General features: G+C 67.4%; 14 protein-coding genes, 1 pseudogene and 1 riboswitch. Of the genes and pseudogenes, 4 read left to right on the forward strand and 11 right to left on the reverse strand.

Annotated elements, in window-relative coordinates; genetic code table 11:
- Window positions 1-555: 555 nt before the first annotated feature.
- A complete protein-coding gene (locus tag ACWEWT_RS12570; RefSeq protein WP_452558501.1) occupies window positions 556-1,929 on the reverse strand; it encodes a HAMP domain-containing sensor histidine kinase in 1,374 nt (457 codons plus the stop codon).
- A gap of 131 nt (window positions 1,930-2,060) precedes the next feature.
- Window positions 2,061-3,053 (reverse strand): GlxA family transcriptional regulator, encoded by a 993-nt coding sequence (locus ACWEWT_RS12575; protein WP_452558503.1) that lies wholly within the window; start codon window positions 3,051-3,053, stop codon window positions 2,061-2,063.
- Window positions 3,054-3,110: 57 nt separating this feature from the next.
- On the opposite strand from ACWEWT_RS12575, the gene ACWEWT_RS12580 reads away from it, so the two are divergent.
- Window positions 3,111-4,481 carry an MFS transporter gene (locus tag ACWEWT_RS12580; protein ID WP_452558505.1) on the forward strand — a complete coding sequence of 457 codons (1,371 nt, stop codon included), beginning with the start codon at window positions 3,111-3,113 and terminating at the stop codon, window positions 4,479-4,481.
- Here the strand turns inward: ACWEWT_RS12580 and ACWEWT_RS12585 are convergent.
- The 6 genes and pseudogenes from ACWEWT_RS12585 to ACWEWT_RS12610 all read right to left on the reverse strand — a co-directional run.
- Window positions 4,471-5,400 (reverse strand): annotated as a pseudogene (locus tag ACWEWT_RS12585) (AraC-like ligand-binding domain-containing protein); the annotation flags it as partial. The gene ACWEWT_RS12580 and the pseudogene ACWEWT_RS12585 sit on opposite strands and share 11 nt — an antisense overlap.
- A gap of 220 nt (window positions 5,401-5,620) precedes the next feature.
- The gene (locus ACWEWT_RS12590; protein ID WP_452558506.1) at window positions 5,621-6,853 is read right to left on the reverse strand and encodes a hypothetical protein; all 1,233 of its coding nucleotides are present in this window, start codon (window positions 6,851-6,853) and stop codon (window positions 5,621-5,623) included.
- Window positions 6,854-7,164: 311 nt separating this feature from the next.
- Window positions 7,165-7,512, reverse strand: coding sequence for a rhodanese-like domain-containing protein (locus ACWEWT_RS12595; RefSeq protein WP_452558507.1), 348 nt, complete (start codon window positions 7,510-7,512; stop codon window positions 7,165-7,167).
- A gap of 69 nt (window positions 7,513-7,581) precedes the next feature.
- Complete coding sequence (locus ACWEWT_RS12600) at window positions 7,582-8,028, reverse strand: hypothetical protein (protein ID WP_452558509.1); 447 nt, start codon at window positions 8,026-8,028, stop codon at window positions 7,582-7,584.
- 151 nt (window positions 8,029-8,179) lie between these two features.
- A complete protein-coding gene (locus ACWEWT_RS12605; protein ID WP_452558510.1) occupies window positions 8,180-8,626 on the reverse strand; it encodes a 6,7-dimethyl-8-ribityllumazine synthase in 447 nt (148 codons plus the stop codon).
- Window positions 8,627-8,702: 76 nt separating this feature from the next.
- Window positions 8,703-8,868, reverse strand: a riboswitch (FMN riboswitch).
- A 163-nt stretch (window positions 8,869-9,031) separates the two neighbouring features.
- The gene (locus ACWEWT_RS12610) at window positions 9,032-9,460 is read right to left on the reverse strand and encodes an SRPBCC domain-containing protein (protein WP_452558512.1); all 429 of its coding nucleotides are present in this window, start codon (window positions 9,458-9,460) and stop codon (window positions 9,032-9,034) included.
- A 385-nt stretch (window positions 9,461-9,845) separates the two neighbouring features.
- On the opposite strand from ACWEWT_RS12610, the gene ACWEWT_RS12615 reads away from it, so the two are divergent.
- On the forward strand, window positions 9,846-13,112 hold the full coding sequence (locus ACWEWT_RS12615; RefSeq protein ID WP_452558514.1) for a protein kinase domain-containing protein: 3,267 nt from the start codon (window positions 9,846-9,848) through the stop codon (window positions 13,110-13,112).
- A 123-nt stretch (window positions 13,113-13,235) separates the two neighbouring features.
- On the opposite strand, the gene ACWEWT_RS12620 is transcribed toward ACWEWT_RS12615, so the two are convergent.
- The 3 genes from ACWEWT_RS12620 to ACWEWT_RS12630 are packed head-to-tail and all read right to left on the reverse strand — an operon-like array spanning window position 13,236 to window position 16,455.
- Window positions 13,236-14,108 carry a sugar phosphate isomerase/epimerase family protein gene (locus tag ACWEWT_RS12620; RefSeq protein WP_452558516.1) on the reverse strand — a complete coding sequence of 291 codons (873 nt, stop codon included), beginning with the start codon at window positions 14,106-14,108 and terminating at the stop codon, window positions 13,236-13,238.
- On the reverse strand, window positions 14,105-15,295 hold the full coding sequence (locus ACWEWT_RS12625) for a dihydrodipicolinate synthase family protein (protein ID WP_452558517.1): 1,191 nt from the start codon (window positions 15,293-15,295) through the stop codon (window positions 14,105-14,107). Before ACWEWT_RS12625 ends, ACWEWT_RS12620 begins: the two co-directional genes overlap by 4 nt.
- Complete coding sequence (locus ACWEWT_RS12630; protein ID WP_452558519.1) at window positions 15,292-16,455, reverse strand: Gfo/Idh/MocA family protein; 1,164 nt, start codon at window positions 16,453-16,455, stop codon at window positions 15,292-15,294. Before ACWEWT_RS12630 ends, ACWEWT_RS12625 begins: the two co-directional genes overlap by 4 nt.
- A 176-nt stretch (window positions 16,456-16,631) precedes the next feature.
- Between ACWEWT_RS12630 and ACWEWT_RS12635 the strand changes: the two genes are divergently transcribed.
- Entirely contained in the window at window positions 16,632-17,672 is a 1,041-nt protein-coding gene (locus tag ACWEWT_RS12635; protein ID WP_452558521.1) for a LacI family DNA-binding transcriptional regulator, read from the forward strand.
- A gap of 126 nt (window positions 17,673-17,798) precedes the next feature.
- Window positions 17,799-18,671 (forward strand): ABC transporter permease, encoded by an 873-nt coding sequence (locus ACWEWT_RS12640; protein ID WP_452558523.1) that lies wholly within the window; start codon window positions 17,799-17,801, stop codon window positions 18,669-18,671.
- Window positions 18,672-18,688 lie beyond the last annotated feature (17 nt).

The raw sequence follows: 18,688 nt of genomic DNA on the forward strand, positions 1-18,688 counted from the left end.
CGGCGTATGTGCTCTGGGCAACACCGGGATACAACGGTCTGCCGTAGCGGGCTACCCGCCGCCGGCAGCGTTGAACGGTGCGATACGCAGAGTCCGTGCCGGCGATGGTGCGTCGGTCGTCTTCGTGCTCGGATCGGGTGCGTGGACGTCGTGACAGAATCTCCCCGGCCGGCAGCAATATCGGCAGATTCGACGGAATACCGGCCGAATCGTCGATGGTCGACCGTATCGCCGGTGTGCGACCGAGGCCGGTTCGTCGATCAGCAGCCCGCGCACAACGCGTACGCCGCCGTCGGTGGCCGGATCTGCTCCGGAGTTCTCCTTCGGCAGTCGCGGTTGAGCGCCGAAACAGCCTGCTGACAAGAGGGATCGGACAGGCTGCCGAATGCGGCGGTCGGGGTCGTGCCCAGCTGATGGAGAAGCAGTGGTGAACTCTCGCTGAGCATTCGCATTTCGAGCGAGCGCGACTCACCGCTCATGATATCGGGCTCAGCTCGAAGTGTGGCCGATCGCCGGCCTCGGCGTTGTTCGGCGCGGCCGAAGCCGTAGCGCCTGTCAACGTGCCGGGGTGATGGGTAGGTCGACGATCAACCGCGCGCCGCCGGACGGGGAGTCATCGATCCGGACGGTTCCGTGATGTGCGGCCACGATCCTGTCGACAATGGCAAGTCCGAGCCCGGTTCCGCCGGTCCCGCGCGCCCGGTCGTCCTGTAATCGGACGAAGCGTTCGAAAACCCGAGTGCGTTCGGCCCGGGGAATCCCTGGGCCGTCGTCGTCGACGGTCAGCCGTACGCGTGTTCCTACGAGCTCGGTCCGCACCGTGATCGCGGACGCGGCGTGTACCGCCGCGTTGCTGGTGAGATTGCGTACCACCCGAGCCAGTGCGACCGTGTCGCCTCTGAGTCTTGCAGGGTGAAGGTCGGTCGAAATCGTCAACTTCGGATACTGCCTGCGTAGTGCCGTGACATCGACGGCCGCCAGATCGTCGAGATCGACGTCGGTCGTGCGGAGATTCAGGCCGAACTCGTCGGTGGCAGCCAGCATCAGAAGGTCGTCGACGAGCCGCCGCATCCGCTCCGCCTCCGGCTGTAACGTCCCGGTGATCATCTGGTGATCGAGTACCCCGGGATCGTCGCTGCCGAGCTCGAGCGCGGCGAGGATGGTGGACAGTGGGCTCTTGAGTTCGTGTGATGCGTCGCCGACGAATCGCCGCTGCTCACGCTGGCCCGCGTCCAGTCGGTCCAGCATGGCGTTCATGGTCTCGGCGAGTTTGCCGATCTCGTCTCTCGCTACCGGGACGGGGACGCGTTCCGCCAATCGGGTTGCCCCGATTCCCGCGACCTGTGTCCGGATCGCCTCGACCGATCGCAACGAGCGTCCGACCAGTGCGTAGGTCGCTGCCGCTGCGACAGCTACCACGATCGGCCCACCGAGGGCTATGCCCAGTGCGATTCGTTTCGCGGCGTCCTCGACTATCTCACCGGTGGCGGCCACCAGCACCACGAACGAGGCCTTGCGTGTGTCGGCGGGCCGCGCCGAGATACGTAGGTCCTTGTCACCGCATATCGCCTGTCCTGTCACATCGGTGCCCGCGGGGGCGTCGATCAGTGGCGACGGTGGTGCGCCGAGGGAGGCGCGTACGACGGTGCCGTGGGCGTCGAGGATCTGAATCGAATCGATGCGGCTGTCGGGTGCCAGCATGTCCTGGTCGACTCCATCGATACCGAGATCGGACAAGCGCGCGGCGATGATGTCTGCCCGTGAACTCGCTTCGGTGTCCAGTGCGGAGAGCTCGGATTGATAAAGAGACAGCACGAGCATCCCGGCGCCCGCACCGATCACCACGGCGACCACGGCCGCGCTGGTGAGCGCGGAACGCAGCCGCAAACCCCATCGGGAGGGCCGGACCAGGACACGGACCATGTGCATGGATCCATCATCGACCATTGCCTCGTAGGCCCTACCGAAACCCCATGGAATGTCTGTGCGCACTACCTGCATGTAGTCGCCAGGGGTGTCGGTGGCTCCCTTTTCGGGCGCCACGTGCGGAGCTGCCGAGATCAGGCCCCGGCGAAGGTTTTCCGGTACGCCGACGGCGACATACCGAGGCCGCGCCGCATATGGTGGCGGAGGTTGTCCGGTGAACCGAGCCCCGACAGTTGCGCCACCTCGTCCACCGACAGGCCGGCCGACTCCAGTAGTTCTCGCGCCCGATCGATCCGGCGATCACGGATCCAGGCTCCCGGCGACATCCCGGTTTCGGCACGGAACCGGCGGCTGAAGGTGCGGGGGCTCATCCGCGCCCGGGATGCGAGCACCGCGACGCTGAGCGGTTCGGCCAGATGAGCAAGTGCCCAGGCCCGGGTCGCCGCGGTGCTGCGCTCGTCGTCGCCGGGCACGTGGTGTTCGATGAACTGGGCCTGCCCGCCCTCACGCCAGGGCGGTACCACGCAGTACCGGGCGGCTCGATTGGCCACGGCGGCGCCGTGATCGCGCCGGATAATGTGCAGGCACAGATCGATTCCGGCGGCCAGGCCCGCTGAACTGAGTACCCTGCCCTCATCCACGAACAGGACGCTCTCGTCCAGTTCCACCGCCGGGAACAACCGGCGGAAATCGTCGGCGTACCGCCAATGGGTGGTGGCGCGGTGGCCGGTGAACACGCCCGCGGCGGCGAGGACGAAGGCGCCGGTACAGATGGAGACCATCCGCGCTTCGGCGGGCACCGATGCCAGTGCCGCCGCGACCTCCGGGGTGAGGGTGCCGGCGGAACGCGCGGAGAGGTGCTTCGTACCGGGCACGATCACCGTATCGGCCACCGCCAGTACTTCCGGCCCGGCCGCGGCGACCATCGAGTATCCCGAGGTGGCCGGAACGGGACCGGGTTCGAGGGAACACGTCACGACCCGGTAGAGGGGTGTTCCGTCCTCATCGGTGGCCTGGCCGAACACCAGCGGCGGGATGGTCGCGTCGAATCCGACCACCGGATCCAGCAGCAGCACGGCCACCAGATGGGTGTGCCGGAGTGAATCGGTGGCACGATCTTCACGCATATTGTCGATTATGCCACTGGCGGCCGAGTCGGGTGGCGGCGGAAGCTGATCACCGTGATGACGAAGATCGATACCGCCGACCCGAACGCCCGGTTCGGCCGGCGGCCGCGCGTGCATTTCGCCTGGATCGTCGCGGGTGTGAGCTTCGTGGCGATTCTCGGTGCGGCCGGGTTCCGGGCGGTGCCCAGCGTCATGATGACGCCGCTGCATCTGGAGTTCGGCTGGTCGCATGCGACGGTCGGCGCCGCGATGTCGGTGAACATGGTGCTGTTCGGCGTGACCGCGCCGTTCGCCGCCGCGCTCATGGACCGGTTCGGGGTCCGGCCTGTTCTCACCGGCGCACTGCTGCTGATCGCCGCCGGTACCGGTGTGGGCATCGTCATGACCGCGAGCTGGCAACTGGTCCTGCTGTGGGGTGTGCTGGTCGGGCTCGGGACCGGCTCCATTTCGATGGGCTTCGTCGCCACTGTCTCGACGCGATGGTTCGTCGCCCGGCGCGGTCTGGTCACCGGTGTGCTCACCGCGGCGAGCGCTACCGGCCAACTCGTCTTCCTGCCCGTGATCGCCGGTGTGACCGAACGATTCGGGTGGCGCTGGGCCTCGGTGATCGTGACCGTGGCGGCGCTCGCGGTGATTCCGCTGGTCCTGCTGTTCATCCGGGACCGGCCCGGCGATATCGGCATCACGGCATACGGGGGCACGTCCGATACCGCGGACGAACCACTGCCCAACGGTACTTTCGCGGCCGCGTTCACCGGTGTGGTACAGGGTGCCCGGGTGCCGGCGTTCTGGTTGCTCGCCGGCAGTTTCGCGATCTGCGGGATGACCACGAACGGACTGATCGGCACCCACTTCATCCCCGCCGCCCACGATCACGGTATGCCGGTCACCGTGGCCGCCTCGCTACTGGCCACCATCGGGATCTTCGACGTCGCGGGCACTGTTTTCTCCGGCTGGCTCACCGATCGCGTGGATCCCCGCGTGCTGCTGGTGGTCTACTACCTCGGGCGGGGGGCGTCGCTGCTCCTGCTGCCGTCGCTGCTGTCACCCGGCGCCGCACCCAGCACCTGGGTTTTCATCGTGTTCTACGGTCTCGACTGGGTCGCGACGGTGCCACCGACGATCGCGATCTGCCGCAGCTGGTTCGGCGCTTCCACGCCGGTGGTGTTCGGCTGGGTGTTCGCCGCCCACCAGCTCGGTGCCGCGGTCGCGGCGTTCGGCGCGGGGTATATCCGGGACCTGCACGGCTCCTACGATCCGGCTTTCTACCTGGCCGCCGGTTCGTGCGTCGTGGCCGCGCTCATGTGCGGGGCCGTCCGGATACCGGCCGCTCGCCTCCCGAAGCCGGATCTCCGGAAAGGAACTGCGTACGCGCCCGGCTCGGCGACATCCCGTAGCGGCGCGCGAACGCATCCCGGAACGCCGTAAGGGAATTGAACCCCGAGCTGTACGCGATATCGGCGATACTGCTGTTGAGTGGGTTGCGCAGCCGGTCACGTGCCTTCTCCAGCCGGGCGGCGCGCAAGAGTTTCGCCGGAGTCACCTCGGCGGGATCTCCGCTACTCGCCACGGCCGACGCGGCGGCCTCGGCCTTCAGCGCCCGGTGCAGGTAGCTCAGCGAATACCCCACCGATTCCGCCAATTTGTCCGGGGTCAGCGACGGATCGTCGGAACGGGACCTGATATAGGAGCGAGCGGTCCGGGCGATTCGGAAGAGGTCGCTCGTGCTCTCCGCACCGGTTTGTTCGATGACCGCCCCGAGCAGGGTGAACAGCACCTCGGTACCCGTGATGAATTCGTAGGCGGTCATGGTGTCCCGATGGGCGGCGACCTCCAGGGTCTGCCGCGCGAACATCGATACCAGCGGGCGCTGCCGATCCAGCAGCAGGGGAGCGCTGTCCGCGACCCGGTGGGTGAGGGCTCCGTCGGGAACATTCAGGATCAGTGCCCGCGCACCCGCGATATGAGCCATCCCCATGGGGATGTCCATCCGGACCATCCCGGCGGCCCCGGGGCCGATCGTCACCTCGTCGCGCCGCTGGGAGAGCACGATGGTTCCCTCGATCGGGATCACCACTTTCGCGCTCCTGTCCCCGTTGCCGCTGGCATGGCGGGCGGTCCGGCGATACTCGACGGGATCGGAGACGAACTCGGTCAGCTGGTAGCTGTGGCCGCGCTGGATACGGGTGGAGCCCGAGAAGCTGTGTGGATCGCCGAAGTCGAACCGCATATCCCCGTGGTTCTCGCTCACATGGCCCGTCCACAGACCGGGCCTTTCGGCACTGTCGGTTCCGGCGGTCGTGAAGTCGGTGACCTCGTACTGAGGGGTGATCGTGCGCTCGCTCATACGTGCCAAATCCGTTGTTCTGGTTCGAGGTGGGGTGGGCGGCGGTCCCGGGCGGGACCTACTCCGAATTTGTACCGGTACGAGAGGCCGGCGGAAACCCGGCCGGGCGCGAGCCGGAGCGGCTCCATCACCGGTACCCGGATTTCCGCGCCGCCCGACAGGGCGGCGCCGCGTCCTCACCGATCCGGCCCGGACGGAGACCGCCGGCGGGCCGGCCTGCTCACCGGCTGCGGGCCGGACCCGGATCCGAGCAGAGGCGCAGGGCGAACAGTAGATCGGTATTGCGTACGAGTTCGGGCTGTTCGGCGCCGCGCAGAAGCCCGGTCCGGCGGATCCAGCTGTGATGCCAGTGATGGAGATCCGGGATGGTCATCCCACACCGCGCGGCGGTTCGGCGCAACTGCCGGCCCGCGCCGCCGATCGCTCCGGCGAACAGTTTCGGCGCGGGTCGGGCGCGCGACTCCTGGTATGCCCGAGCCTGGTTCAGCAGATCCCGGACCGGCGGCGGTACGACCCATACGTACACGTCGGCGGCCTGTCCGTAGCCTATCGGGCCAGTGAAGACGAGCGCGTCCGGTGTGAGCGCCGTACACGGCACCGAGCCGAGTTCCACCGCGGTGGCGCCGGTACAGAGCATCGTGGCGAGGGCCGCCGCGTCGACCGGGTTCGTGGTCCGGGCGCGGATCTGTTCGACCGTCCGGTTGTCGATGTGCACACTGGTCAATCCCGGCCCCACCGAATAGTTGAGATCGGATGGCAGGTCCAACCGCATACCGTGCAGCAGGAAACCCGCCTGCGCACCCCGCAGACGGGCGATGGAATGCCCGCGGCCCGGGCTGTCGCAGACGAGATCGCCGAGAAATCGGTACAGGCCCAGGATCTCGCCCCGCTCGCCGGTGTTGCGCGCCTCGGGTAGGCCCGGAGGGGCCTGCGGATCCGGTTGGTGCCAGGGGTAGCTGGTTACCGGCTGGGCGTTACGGGTGAGCCGGACTGTCACGCCGGGATCGGGATGGTGCCGGCACGGCTGCCCGGTCCGCGTGACGAGCCAGCGGCAGGTCGCCTCGATACCTTCGGCGTAGACCGCGTCGAGCCGGGCGAACTCCGCCGCGGTGAGTTCACGGTGGGCATCGGCCCGGAAGGTGGGGACATCGCTGGCGGGTATCCGGGACAGCACGTCGTCTCCGGTGGTCATCTCCACTTCGACCAGCTGCGCCGACCGTTCGGCTTCCCGGTACCCCATCTTCCGCGTCGCGGGTTCGGGCACCGCGCCGTGCGCGACCGATATGCGCTGCGTTCTGCGGATCGTCAGCCATTGCTGGAGTTGCGGTTCCGATATCCCTAGCTCCCGGGCCGCGGACTGTACTTCTTCGATGGACAGTCCGCCGCTCTCGTCGAGCTGCATCAACCGGTCCAGCACGGACGGACGCAGCGCTGAGCCGCTGGTCTCGGTCACGGCGACAACCTCCTGAGCCCGGGAGCCCGAACGATATTCCATTCTCCCGCGATGTAGAACATTCGATCACCTACTCGGCTACAGGGGGAGACGAACAACGAGAACTTAACCGTCGTTGACAAAAATTGCGTAGTCGGAATTGTTGCGGAATGTTGGCAGGACCGTGCGTCAGAAATGGTGAATGAGTGCGATTCACATGATGATTCGCTGGAGAAGATGTCGGTGGTCGTGGCCCGTACGCAGTACGAACAGGTGGCCGCCGGATTGCTGATCGTTCCGGATATCGGGGCCGCTCGGCGGCCTGCCCGGCGTCAGTGGTCGAGCTGCCGGCCTGGTTCGAGCTCGCCGCCGGCGGCCCGCCAGTCGACCAGTCCTCCGGACATGTTCTTCGCGTCGAAGCCGTAGTCGATGAGCAGATTGGCGGCGCCGTAGGACCGGAGGCCACCGGTGCAGAAGGTGATCAGGAGCCGGTCGTCCGGGAGTTCCTCGTACCCCGCGGTGAGCTGTTCGAGGGGGAGATGGACCGCGCCCGGGATATGGGTGCGATTCCATTCGAACTGCCGGCGCACATCCACGATCAGCGCTCCGGCGCGGACGGCGTCGATCGCCTCCCGCGCGGACAGCGAGGGTGCGCGATACAGGTAGTGGCGGATGCTCATGGGAGATGGTCCTCACTTCGTCGGGAGGCACGGCTGTGTCGCCGGCCGTGCTCGGAGGTCTCGCGGGTTTCAGGCGGCGGTGCCGGGCCGGACGATCATGAGCACCACGACGATCAGCCACAGCGTGTTGTAACCGCCGGCGACCATGCCCAGGGTCCGCAATTGCCGGCCGTCATCGGGTGTTTCGAGGGCTCGGCGCTGCATGGGATGGATGGTGGTGAGGATGATCGCCGCGGCGCAGGCGGTGAGCACGATCGCCAGGGTGATCCAGATTTCCCCCATCCGTCCCTGGGTGACGGCGAGGACGATTCCGACGGCCGGAACGGCCAGGCCGAGCCGGGCGTAGGTGCCGGTGATCCGGTGCAGTACGGCGGCGACGGCGGGATGGCGTTCGGGTGTCGCGGCGGGGGTGCCGGACAGTGGCGCGTATCGGGGGAACAGGCTGGTGGCGACCGCCGATCCGCCGATGAAGACAATGGCTGCCAGGACATGGACCGACAGCAGCAGATGGTGCATGAACAGCTCCCTCTCGACCTTCAGGTGAGCTGAAGCCTAGCAGGCCCTTCAGGCTGGTTGAAGGGTGTCGGGGAGTGGTCTGCGTCCCCGCGGCCGTGGGCGGAGCAGACGGGCTCCGCCCACGGCCGCGGGGACGATATCCGGGTGCCGGTCAGGCGGGGACCGTATCCAGAGCCAGGGTGGCGGCGATGGCATCGGCGAGTTCGGCGCCCTTGACCTCGAAATGCCGGGTGAAGTACGCGAGATGTTCGCCGTGCTCGTGGAAATGATGCGGGGTGAGTACCGCCGAGAACACCGGCACGTCGGTGTCGAGTTGCACGCGCATGAGCGCGTCCACCACGGTCGCGGCGACGAAGTCGTGCCGGTAGATACCACCGTCCACCACCAGGGCACAGCCGGCCAGGGCGGCGTATCGGCCGGTGGACGCCAGCCTTTTGACACGCAGTGGGATCTCGAACGCTCCGGGAACCTCGATCACATCGATCTCGGCGAAGCCGTGCCCGGCCAGCCCGGCTCGGCAGGCGGCCACGGCCCGGTCGACGATATCGGCGTGCCAGCGCGCGACGACGAGAGCGATACGGTGCGGTGTGGGTGACATCGGTTTCTCCTGTTCGCTGTGTCACCCAGGGCATAGCAACGCGAACGGGAGCGACCCGCACGCGGGCCCTCCGATGCCGCGTTCTCTTTCATCCGGACTGTGACCGTCGGCTCCGGATTCACACCGGAATCTGCTGACCCACCGCATCCGAAGACGCTGTGGCGCTCGCGGGCTCGGGTCCACGGATCGATCCGCAGGCCATCACCGCCGGTGGGGAATTCCGCCCCGCCCTGAGAACGTGTACCGAACGGACACTAACAACGGCGCGAACCGGCCGCAACAGCCGCCGTGCCCGATCGAGTGCCGGACCTGCGCCCGATCCGGCCCGGCCCGGCTGTCGAGTTGCTGGGCCGGTCGGCGGCGGTGAATCGGTGCATGCCGGTGCGCTGTGGCCGCGCGGCGGTATCACTCGCGTTCCGCGGCCTTCTTGATACCGGCGATATGGGTTTCCCACATACCGCGCGCGTGCTCGGCGGCCGCCTCGCTCGCATTGTTGTCCTGCGTCAGTGACAGGTGCGTCGCCGTATCGCTCCCGGTCAGTTCGTAGGTGAGTGTGTGGTAGTTCTCCGGTACATCGGGCAGGCCGCTGAGCGGGCTGAAGTGGGTCATTCGCAACAGGCGGCCGGGATCGGCGGCGAGGATCGTGCCCCGGTCCTCGAAGGGTCTGCCCTCGTACTCGCCCTGCCAGACGATCGCACTGCCCACGTGCCAGTCGGTGCGCACTTGCGCCCCGAACATGAACTCGCGGATCTCGGCGGGGTCGGTGAGCACCGTCCATACCCGCTGCGGGGAGGCGTTGATATCGGCCGCCGCGGCGGCCGGGTGATCGGTCATGGATCTCGATTCCTTTCGGTGCGGAAACCGAACATAGGACCGCGGCCGAGCGTGGGTCTTGTAAATAGACGTCACAGCTGACGGCGGATCGGCCGGACCGCCGCACATGCGCTGCCACGCGTCGATGCTGTGTCGGTTCGCGCACCGGCCGGTCGGCGGTGAAGTGTTCGCCGAGGACGGCGGTGGAAGGCCGTCGCGGCGACCACACCGAAGCGGTGGGCCGGTCCCGGGAAGCCGGACGATGCGGGCGATCGGACGGGCGGAGCAGGTGTGCATCGAACAGGCTGCCGGTGTCCTGATATGCGGGGATATAGTCTGAACCGGCAAGAGGTGAGCCCATGGTTCCTATCGTTTCGCACAATGCTCATCGAAGGCGTACCCGGCGATGAGCGCTGACGACTCAGTGCGCACGCAACGTGAGATCAGCTCGTTTCGCGCGGAGTTGGCCGCTGCCGGTTATCCCGACGCGGTGGAGATCGGGCGGGGCGGGTTCGGTGTGGTGTATCGCTGTCGGCAGCCGGAACTGGACCGGACCGTGGCGGTGAAAGTGCTGACCGCGGGACTGGACGAGGACAATCGAGCCCGATTCCTGCGGGAGCAGCGGGCGATGGGCCGTTCCACCGGGCACCCGAATATCGTCACCGTGTTGCAGGCGGGCACGCTCGAGGGTGGCTACCCCTACCTGGTGATGCCCTATCATCCCTCGGGTTCTCTCGCCGGCTGGATTCGCCGGTACGGTCCGCTCTCGCTGGAGAACACGCTGCGGATCGGCTCGAAGATCGCCGGCGCGCTCGCGGCGGCCCATCTGCTCGGGATCGTGCACCGGGATGTGAAACCGGGAAATATCCTGCTCACCGATTTCGGCGAGCCGGCATTGACCGATTTCGGTATCGCGCATATCGGTGGCGGGTTCGAAACCGCCGCCGGCACGGTGACCGGCTCTCCCGCGTTCACCGCACCGGAGGTGCTCGAGGGACAGCCCTCGACCCCGGAAGCCGATGTCTACGGGCTCGGGGCCACGCTGTTCTGCGCGCTGACCGGGCATCCCGCTTTCGAACGGCGCAGCGGGGAGAAGATGGTGACCCAGTTCCTGCGGATCACCACCCACCCCGTGCCGGACCTGCGGGAGAGCGGTATCGCCGATGATGTGGCGGGGCTGGTGGAAGCGGCGATGAGCCGGGATCATCGCGCGCGCCCCTCCGCGGCGGAGCTGGGCGAAGCCGTTCGGCAGGTACAGCGGCGGCGCGGGCTCTCTACGGGGGAACTGGCCCTGCCGACCCGCCCCGCGCCCGAACCCACGGCCGCCGAACCGTCGGAGCGCGGTGGACGACCGGCGGGCGCCGGCACCCCCGGCGGAAATCTGCCACTGGAGCTGACCGATCTGATCGATCGGCGTACCGAGTTGACCGAGATCAAGAATCAGCTGTCGAAGTCGCGTTCGGTCACGCTCGTCGGTACCGGCGGGGTGGGCAAGACGCGTTTGGCGCTCAAGGCGGCATCCCAGGTACGGCGTGATTTCGCCGACGGGGTGTGGCTGGTCGATCTGGACCCGCTCACCGATGCCGCGCTGCTGGTCGACACCGTCGCGGCGACCGTCGGTGTACGAGACGATTCGACGAGACCGTTGCTGGAGACGCTGGTGCACTTCCTGTGCTCCCGCGAAACACTGCTCGTCCTGGACAACGCGGAGCAGATCGTCGAGGCGGTCGCCGAGTTGACCGAAACACTGCTGGTCTCCTGTCCGGGCGTGCGGACCATAGTCACCAGCCGCGAACCGCTGAAGATCGCGGGCGAAGTGACCCAGGCCGTGCTGCCGCTGAAGGTCCCGGATCCCGACCATCAACCCTCGCTGAAGGGGCTGCCGCGCTACGACGCGGTGACACTGTTCGCCGAACGCGCCGCGGCGGTCGTGCCGGGGTTCGAGCTCAGCGAAGACAATATGGTCGCCGTGACGAGGATCTGCGCCCGGCTGGACGGAGTACCGCTCGCCATCGAACTCGCCGCGGCCCGTATGCGCACGCTCTCGCCGGAGCAGATCCTGGACCGGCTGACGGATAGATACGAGCTGCTCACCGGATCCTTCCGGAACGCGCCGTCACGACAGCAATCGCTGAAGCTGTGCCTCGATTGGAGTTATGACCTGTGTTCGCCGACCGAGCAACGGGCATGGGCGCGCTTGTCGGTGTTCGCGGGCAGCTGCGGGCTGGACGCGGTGGAGCAGGTGTGCGCCGGCGATACCGCCCCCGGCGAGGTCGTCGATGTGCTCTCCGGTCTGGTGGACAAGTCGATACTGACCCGGGAACAGTCGGGTGCGGTCGTGCGGTTCCGGATGCTGGAGACCCTGCGGGATTACGGCCGGGCCGAGCTCCGGGAATCCGGTGAGGAGCCGGAGCTGCGCCGCCGCCACCGGGCCTGGTACTGCCGGCTGGCACTGGACGCGGAGGCCGACTGGATCGGCCGTGCGCAGGTCGGCTGGATCGCGCGGCTCGAACGCGAGCACCCGAACATCCGGGAGGCTCTCGAATCCGCACTCTCCGAGGACACCGAGGAAGCAGCGGAAGCCGGCCTGCGCACGGCCTCCGCGCTGTGGGAGTTCTGGGTGTTCCGCGGCTTCTACGGCGAAGGCCGGTCCTGGATCGAACGGGTACTCGCCCATCCCCGTGCCCGATCGATACCCGACCGGGTGAAGGCTTTGCGCGTCGCCATCGATCTGGCGGCGACACAGGGAGATTTCCGGTCCGCGGCGATACTCCTGCAGGAGGGCCGGGCATTGGCCGACCGCGATCCGACGCCGATGCTGCGGGCGCAGATGGATCACGTCGCAGCGAGCCTGGCCCTGCTCACCGGCGATCCGGCGCGGGCCGGCCAGCTGCTGGAGGCCGCCATCGACGTCTACCGCTCGGATCCCACCGGTCACCTCCACATCCATGCGTTGACTCTGCTGGGCCTGACATATGAACAGCGCGGCGATACGGCGAAGGCGATCGAGCTCCAGGAGAGGCTGATCGGTATCACCGAAGCGCGCGGCGGCATCCTCTATCGCGCCATCGCCCTGCGCAGCCTGGGCGTCGCCGAGTGGCGTCGCGGCAACATCGATCGTGCGCAGGAGTTGATAGAGGAAGCCTTGCGCGTCGACCGTCCGCTCAACAGCTATCTGGTGTTGACCTTCTGCCTGGAAGCGCTGTCCTGGATCGCCTGCCACCGCCAGGAGGCCGAGCGGACGGCGGTTCTCATGGGCGCGGCCCGCCACCTGTGGCCGGCCGGAGGTAGTCGCGGCCGCGTCTTCGATACGCTGGCGCATTTCCATGACGAGTGCGAGGGGAAGGCCCGTGAAGCCCTCGGCGACAGCACGTTCAGTGCCGCATTCGAACGCGGTCGCACGATGAGCGCTTCCGCGGCCCGCGGATACGCACTGCGTGAACAATCCACCGGTACCACGGCCGGCCCGGAACCGAGGGCTCGGCTGACCAAGCGTGAGCGGGAGGTCGCCGCGCTGGTGGCCCGGGGACTCAGCAACAAACAGATCGCCACCGAACTGGTCGTCTCACCGCGCACCGCCCAGGGCCATGTCGAGAACATACTCACCAAACTGGGTTTCACCTCCCGCGCCCAGATCGCCGCCTGGATAGTGGAGGAAACAGGCCAGAGCTGATTCCGCACCGTTGCGGGAGAAAGCGGGGCGACCGGCGGTGCGGCGGGACCGTCCATCGTGGCGGGCCGACCGGCCGATCCGGCCCGGGAGTGTGCGCTCCCGGGCCGGGCTGCTCGGTGCCGGTCAGTCCACTAGGGACGGAAGGACCAGATCGCGGTAGCGCTGTTTCATCGTCTCGATCACTTCCCGGCCGTCGCCGGCCCATACCGCGGCATTGAAGATCTCGACCTCGACGTCGCCGCGGTAACCGGCGGCCCGCACCCACCGGCCGATGGTCGCGAAGTCGATGACGCCGTCGCCCATCATGCCCCGGGACAGCAGCGGGTCGGCGGTCATCGGGTTCAGCCAGTCGCATACCTGGTAGGAGCTGATCCGTCCGGACGCACCGGCCCCCGCGATCTGTTCCTCCAGAGTCGGATCCCACCAGACGTGGAAAGTGTCGACCACGACACCCACGGTTTCCGCCGGGTACGGTCGCGCCATCGACAATGCCTGGGCCAGTGTGGAGATCACCGCCCGGTCGGCGCAGAACATCGGATGCAGCGGCTCCAGGGCGAGCCGGACACCGCGCTCGGCCGCATACGGGACCAGCAGTGCGAGCCGCTCGTCCACCCGCTGTCGTGCGGTGGCGAGGTCGCGGTCCGGCATACCGCCGACCACCATCACCAGTTCCCGTGTGCCCAGCGTCGCCGCGTCGTCGATGGCGCGGCGGTTGTCGTCGAGTGCCGCGGGGCCCTCGCCCGGTTCGGTGAGGAAGCCGCCGCGGCACAGACTGGAGACACGCAACCCCGCATCGGCGACGATCTTCGCCGCGGTGGCGGCCCCGATCTCGTCGACCCGATCGCGCCACAGCCCGACCGCGCCGAGCCCAGCCCGGGCGGCGCCGTCCACCGCCTCGGCGAGGGTCCACCGCTTCGTCGTCGCGGTGTTCAACGACAGCGACCGGTACGGTGCCGCCGAATCGAACGGGAGTTGTTGTACCGCAATCGATGTCATGAGCCGATTCCGTTCAGTTCGAGATAGACCCGCATGCGGTGCGCGGCCAGTTCCGGGTCCGTCAGCAGCCCGGCCCTGTCCGCGAGCCGGAGCAACTCGGCCAGATGCGGTACGGAGCGGCCCGTGGCCAGTCCCGCCACCATCACGAAACCCGGTTGTCTACCGTTGAGCCACGACAAGAAGGCGATACCCGTCTTGTAGTAGTACGTCGGCGCGGCGAAGATATGCCGGCCGAGTTCCCGGGTGGCGCCGAGTATCTCCGCGGCGCGCGTCACATTGCCGTTGTCCAGCTCCTGTAGCGCGGTGGACGCGGCCGGGTAGATCGCCGCGAAGATACCCAGCAGTGCGTCCGAATGCCCGTGCGCGTCCCCGATGATCAGCTCCGGGTAGTTGAAATCGTCGCCGGTATAGAGCCGTACCCCGTCGGGTAGCGCACGTCGCAGTGCGATCTCGTGGGCCGCGTCGAGCAATGAGACCTTGACCCCGTCGATCTTCGATCGGTTGTTCTCGATGAGCGTGCGGAACGTCTCGGTGGCGGTATCGATATCGGCGCTGCCCCAATATCCGTGCAGCGCGGGATCGAACATGGTGCCCAGCCAGTGCAGGATCACCGGTCGATCCACACCGGCCAGTAGTTTCTCGTAGACGTGGAGGTAGTCGGCGGCCGAACGGGCGACCTGTACGAGTGCCCGCGAGGCCATCAGGATCACCTGCGCTCCGGCATCGGTCACCACATCGATCTGCTCGCGATAGGCATCGACGATCCGGGCGAGCCCCGCCGATCCGGCGGGCAGTCCGGCGAGGTCGAGCTGATCGGTTCCGGCTCCGCAGGCGAGCCTGCCGCCGGCCGAGGCCGCCTCGGCGCCGGATCGGCGGATCAATTCCGCTGTTGCCCGCCAGTCGAGGCCCATTCCGCGCTGGGCGGTATCCATGGCGTCGGCGACACCGAGACCGTAGGACCACAATTCGTGCCGGTAGGCCAGCGTCGCGTCCCAGTCGACAACGGCGGGCGCACCGGGTGTGTTGTCTGCCGTCACTCGCGGAATCACATGCGCGGCAGCGAAGGCCACTCGCGAGGTGATCGGGCGGACCGGCCGCGTCCACGCGCCCGGCGCACCGAGGACATACGGTTCGAGCCGGTCGGCGACGGGCAGCAGGACCGACACACCGGTGGACGTCGCGGTCACAGCGTGACCTCCGGGATCCGGATCCGACGGCCTTCGGCGGAGCTGCGCAGTCCCAGTTCGGCCAGCTGGACACCGCGTGCGGCGGAGAGCAGCCCGTAGCGGTGCGGCCGCTCGTTCACCACATCGGTGAGGTACTCCTCCCACTGCAACTTGAAACCGTTGTCCAGATCCGCGTTCGCGGGTACTTCCAGCCATTGGTCCCGGAACGGCTCGGTGACCGGGAGATCCGGATTCCAGACCGGTTTGGGCGTATGCGCGCGCTGTTGCGCGACACAGGTGCGCAGGCCGGCGACGGCGGAGCCGTGCGTTCCGTCGATCTGGAACTCGACGAGCTCGTCGCGGTACACGCGCACCGCCCACGACGAGTTGATCTGGGCGATCACGCCGTTCTCCATCTCGAAGATCCCGTAGGCGGCATCGTCGGCGGTGGCCGTATACGGCTTGCCCTGTTCGTCCCATCGGGTGGGTATATGCGTTGTCGCTTTCGCGGTCACCGCCTCGACCTTGCCGAGCAGACCCTCGAGCACGTAGTTCCAGTGGCAGAACATATCCACGACGATTCCGCCGCCGTCCTCGGCCCGGTAGTTCCAGCTGGGGCGCTGGGCGGGCTGCCCGTCGCCCTCGAAGACCCAGTAACCGAACTCGCCGCGGAGCGAGAGGATCCGGCCGAAGAAGCCTTCGTCGACGAGTCTGCGCAGCTTCACCAGGCCGGGCAGATAGAGCTTGTCGTGCACCACTCCGGCGGTGACGCCGGCGTTCGCGCCCACCCGGGCGAGCTCGACGGCTTCGGTCAGTGTCTCGGCGGTCGGTTTCTCGGTGAAGACATGTTTCCCCGCCTTCATCGCCGCCGCGAGGGCCTCGGCGCGACGTGAGGTGACCTGAGCGTCGAAGTAGATATCGATGGACGGATCGGCGATGACTGCGGCGGCGTCGGTACTCCATTCGGCGATACCGTGCTGTTCGGCGAGTTCGGCGAGTCGGGCGGCATTGCGACCGACCAGGATGGGTTCCACCGCAACACGGGTGCCGTCGGGGAGCAGCAGTCCACCGCTGTCGCGGATGGGCAGGATCGATCGCATCAGATGCTGGCGGTAGCCCATGCGGCCGGTGACGCCGTTCATGGCGATGCGCAGCGTGCGCGGGGGAGTGGATTCGGGCATTGGTGTGTGCCTCTTCTGATTTGCGTGGCTGACGACCGCAGAACGGGTCGTGGACGATGCGGCGGGACCCGCATACGCCGAGTGGACGAGACAGCGTCGGAATGCGCTTTCCAAGCTATGCTAGTCGCGAAGTCCGGTCAACCCCCACGCCCACCGAGAGAACGAGGCACGAAGCCATGGCGGCTGTGAGATTGCAAGATGTCGCGACCCGGGCGGGCGTCTCCCAGGCGACCGCGTCCCGCGTCCTCAACGGCTCGTCGCGGGTTCCCGGCGAGGGTGTCGCCGACCGCGTCCGAGCTGCCGCCGCGGAATTGGGGTATGTGGCGAATGCCCAGGCCCAGGCCCTCGCGCGCGCGTCGACCGGGCTCATCGGACTCGTCGTGCACGATATCGCCGACCCGTACTTCTCCTCGATCGTGCAGGGTGTCCAGGCCGCGGCGCGCCGGGCGGGCAAACTCGTCCTGCTGGCCAGTACGCAACGCGATTTCGATATCGAACGCGAATCCGTGAGCACCTTCATCTCGCACCGCGCCGATGCGATCATCCTGGCGGGTTCGCGCCAGAGCGGTGATCTGGACCGCGATCTCGAGAAGGAGTGCGCGCGGTATCTGGAGAACAGCGGCAAAGTCGTCGTGATCGGGCAACCGCTCTCCTTCGGTGCCGCTGTGGAGCCCGAAAACCATTCGGCATCAGCGGAATTGGCCTACGCCCTGCTCGGGCAGGGGCACCGGGATTTCGCTGTCATCGGAGGGCCGGGCCACATCAGGACGGCCGTCGACCGGCGCAACGGGTTCGTCGAAGCTCTCGCGACGCGGGGGGTGACACCGCTGGTGGAGATCGCGGGGGACTTCTCCCGGGACGGTGGTTTCAGTGCCGCTCGGCGCCTCGCGGCCGCCCTGGACCTGCGTCCCGGACAGGCCGGCGCCGCCGCACCCTGCGTTTTCGCCGTGAGCGATGTGATGGCGATCGGGGCGATCGCGGCGTGGCGTGAACTCGGCCTCGCGGTCCCCGACGATGTCTGTGTCGCGGGGTTCGACGATATCCCGACGCTGCGCGACCATGTGCCCGGTCTGTCGACGGTGGCGCTGCCCCTGTCCGATATCGGCGAGCGTGCCGTCGCGCTCGCGCTCGACGACTCCGCCACCGTCTCGCATACCCGCGAATTCGTGCCCGGCCGGGTGATCCTGCGCGACAGCAGCGTTCTGCGGGCGCTCTGACCTGCGCTGATCAGAAACCCTTGACACTGTGGGTCGGATCACACTAGCCTCGTGCACAGCTTCGGAAAGCGCATTCCCAGCGGGTGTAGTGCGAACCCCGCTCCACTACTAGCTTTAGGACCCCAGATGGCGGTAGTCACGTCCGTCGAGGCCAGTTCCTCCGCACCGAAAGCGACGCAACCCGTCCGCGCCCGGCGTCGGAAGCTCCCATCTCTGTCGAATATGTGGTCGAGCATGTGGCGACCGCTCGCCCTGGTGGCGGTACTCGTCGTCGCCTGGTGGGCTGTTACCGAGTTCGAATTCGTCGAGCCCTATATTCTGCCGTCGCCGGCGGATACCTGGCGCACCGCCGCCGACAACTCGGCGTACCTGATCCAGAACACATGGGTGACGACCTACGAAACGGTGGTCGGTTTCGTGATCGCCGCATTGATCGGTGAGGTCGTCGCACTGGTGATGATCTACTCACGCGGTGTCGAGCGGACGATGTACCCGCTCATTCTCTTCGCACAGGTCATCCCCAAAATCGCGATCGCCCCGCTGTTCATCGTATGGCTCGGGTTCGGCACCAGCCCCAAAATCCTCGTCGCCGTATTGATGGCCTTCTTCCCGATCGTCATCTCCGGTATGGCCGGACTGCGCTCGGTGGATCCCGAGATTCTCGAGCTCACCTCCACCATGGGCGCGAGCAATTGGAAGACGTTCGTGAAAGTGCGTTTTCCGGCGTCGCTGCCGCAGTTGATGTCCGGCCTCAAGATCGCCGCCACGCTCGCGGTCACGGGCGCGGTCGTCGGTGAATTCGTGGGCGCGAACGAAGGGCTCGGCTATGTGATCCTGCAAGCGAACGGAAATATCGATACAGCAATGCTGTTCGCCGCCCTGATCATCATGTCCCTGCTGGGCATCATCCTGTTCGCGATCATCGAAATCGCCGAACAGTTCCTCATTCCATGGCACGCCTCCCGTCGATCCACGGCCTCGGTCGTCGGCGCGGCATGAGCAAGTCGAACACCCCG

The organism is Nocardia sp. NPDC003963 (assembly GCF_053605105.1).

Bases quoted from the DNA above. Each gene is read 5' to 3' on its own strand.
- ACWEWT_RS12600 (WP_452558509.1), bottom strand. From the start codon at position 8,028: ATGCACCATCTGCTGCTGTCGGTCCATGTCCTGGCAGCCATTGTCTTC.
- ACWEWT_RS12605 (WP_452558510.1), bottom strand. From the start codon at position 8,626: ATGTCACCCACACCGCACCGTATCGCTCTCGTCGTCGCGCGCTGGCAC.
- ACWEWT_RS12615 (WP_452558514.1), top strand. From the start codon at position 9,846: ATGAGCGCTGACGACTCAGTGCGCACGCAACGTGAGATCAGCTCGTTT.
- ACWEWT_RS12620 (WP_452558516.1), bottom strand. From the start codon at position 14,108: ATGACATCGATTGCGGTACAACAACTCCCGTTCGATTCGGCGGCACCG.
- ACWEWT_RS12575 (WP_452558503.1), bottom strand. From the start codon at position 3,053: ATGCGTGAAGATCGTGCCACCGATTCACTCCGGCACACCCATCTGGTG.
- ACWEWT_RS12580 (WP_452558505.1), top strand. From the start codon at position 3,111: ATGACGAAGATCGATACCGCCGACCCGAACGCCCGGTTCGGCCGGCGG.
- ACWEWT_RS12640 (WP_452558523.1), top strand. From the start codon at position 17,799: ATGGCGGTAGTCACGTCCGTCGAGGCCAGTTCCTCCGCACCGAAAGCG.
- ACWEWT_RS12595 (WP_452558507.1), bottom strand. From the start codon at position 7,512: ATGAGCATCCGCCACTACCTGTATCGCGCACCCTCGCTGTCCGCGCGG.
- ACWEWT_RS12610 (WP_452558512.1), bottom strand. From the start codon at position 9,460: ATGACCGATCACCCGGCCGCCGCGGCGGCCGATATCAACGCCTCCCCG.
- ACWEWT_RS12570 (WP_452558501.1), bottom strand. From the start codon at position 1,929: ATGCACATGGTCCGTGTCCTGGTCCGGCCCTCCCGATGGGGTTTGCGG.
- ACWEWT_RS12630 (WP_452558519.1), bottom strand. From the start codon at position 16,455: ATGCCCGAATCCACTCCCCCGCGCACGCTGCGCATCGCCATGAACGGC.
- ACWEWT_RS12635 (WP_452558521.1), top strand. From the start codon at position 16,632: ATGGCGGCTGTGAGATTGCAAGATGTCGCGACCCGGGCGGGCGTCTCC.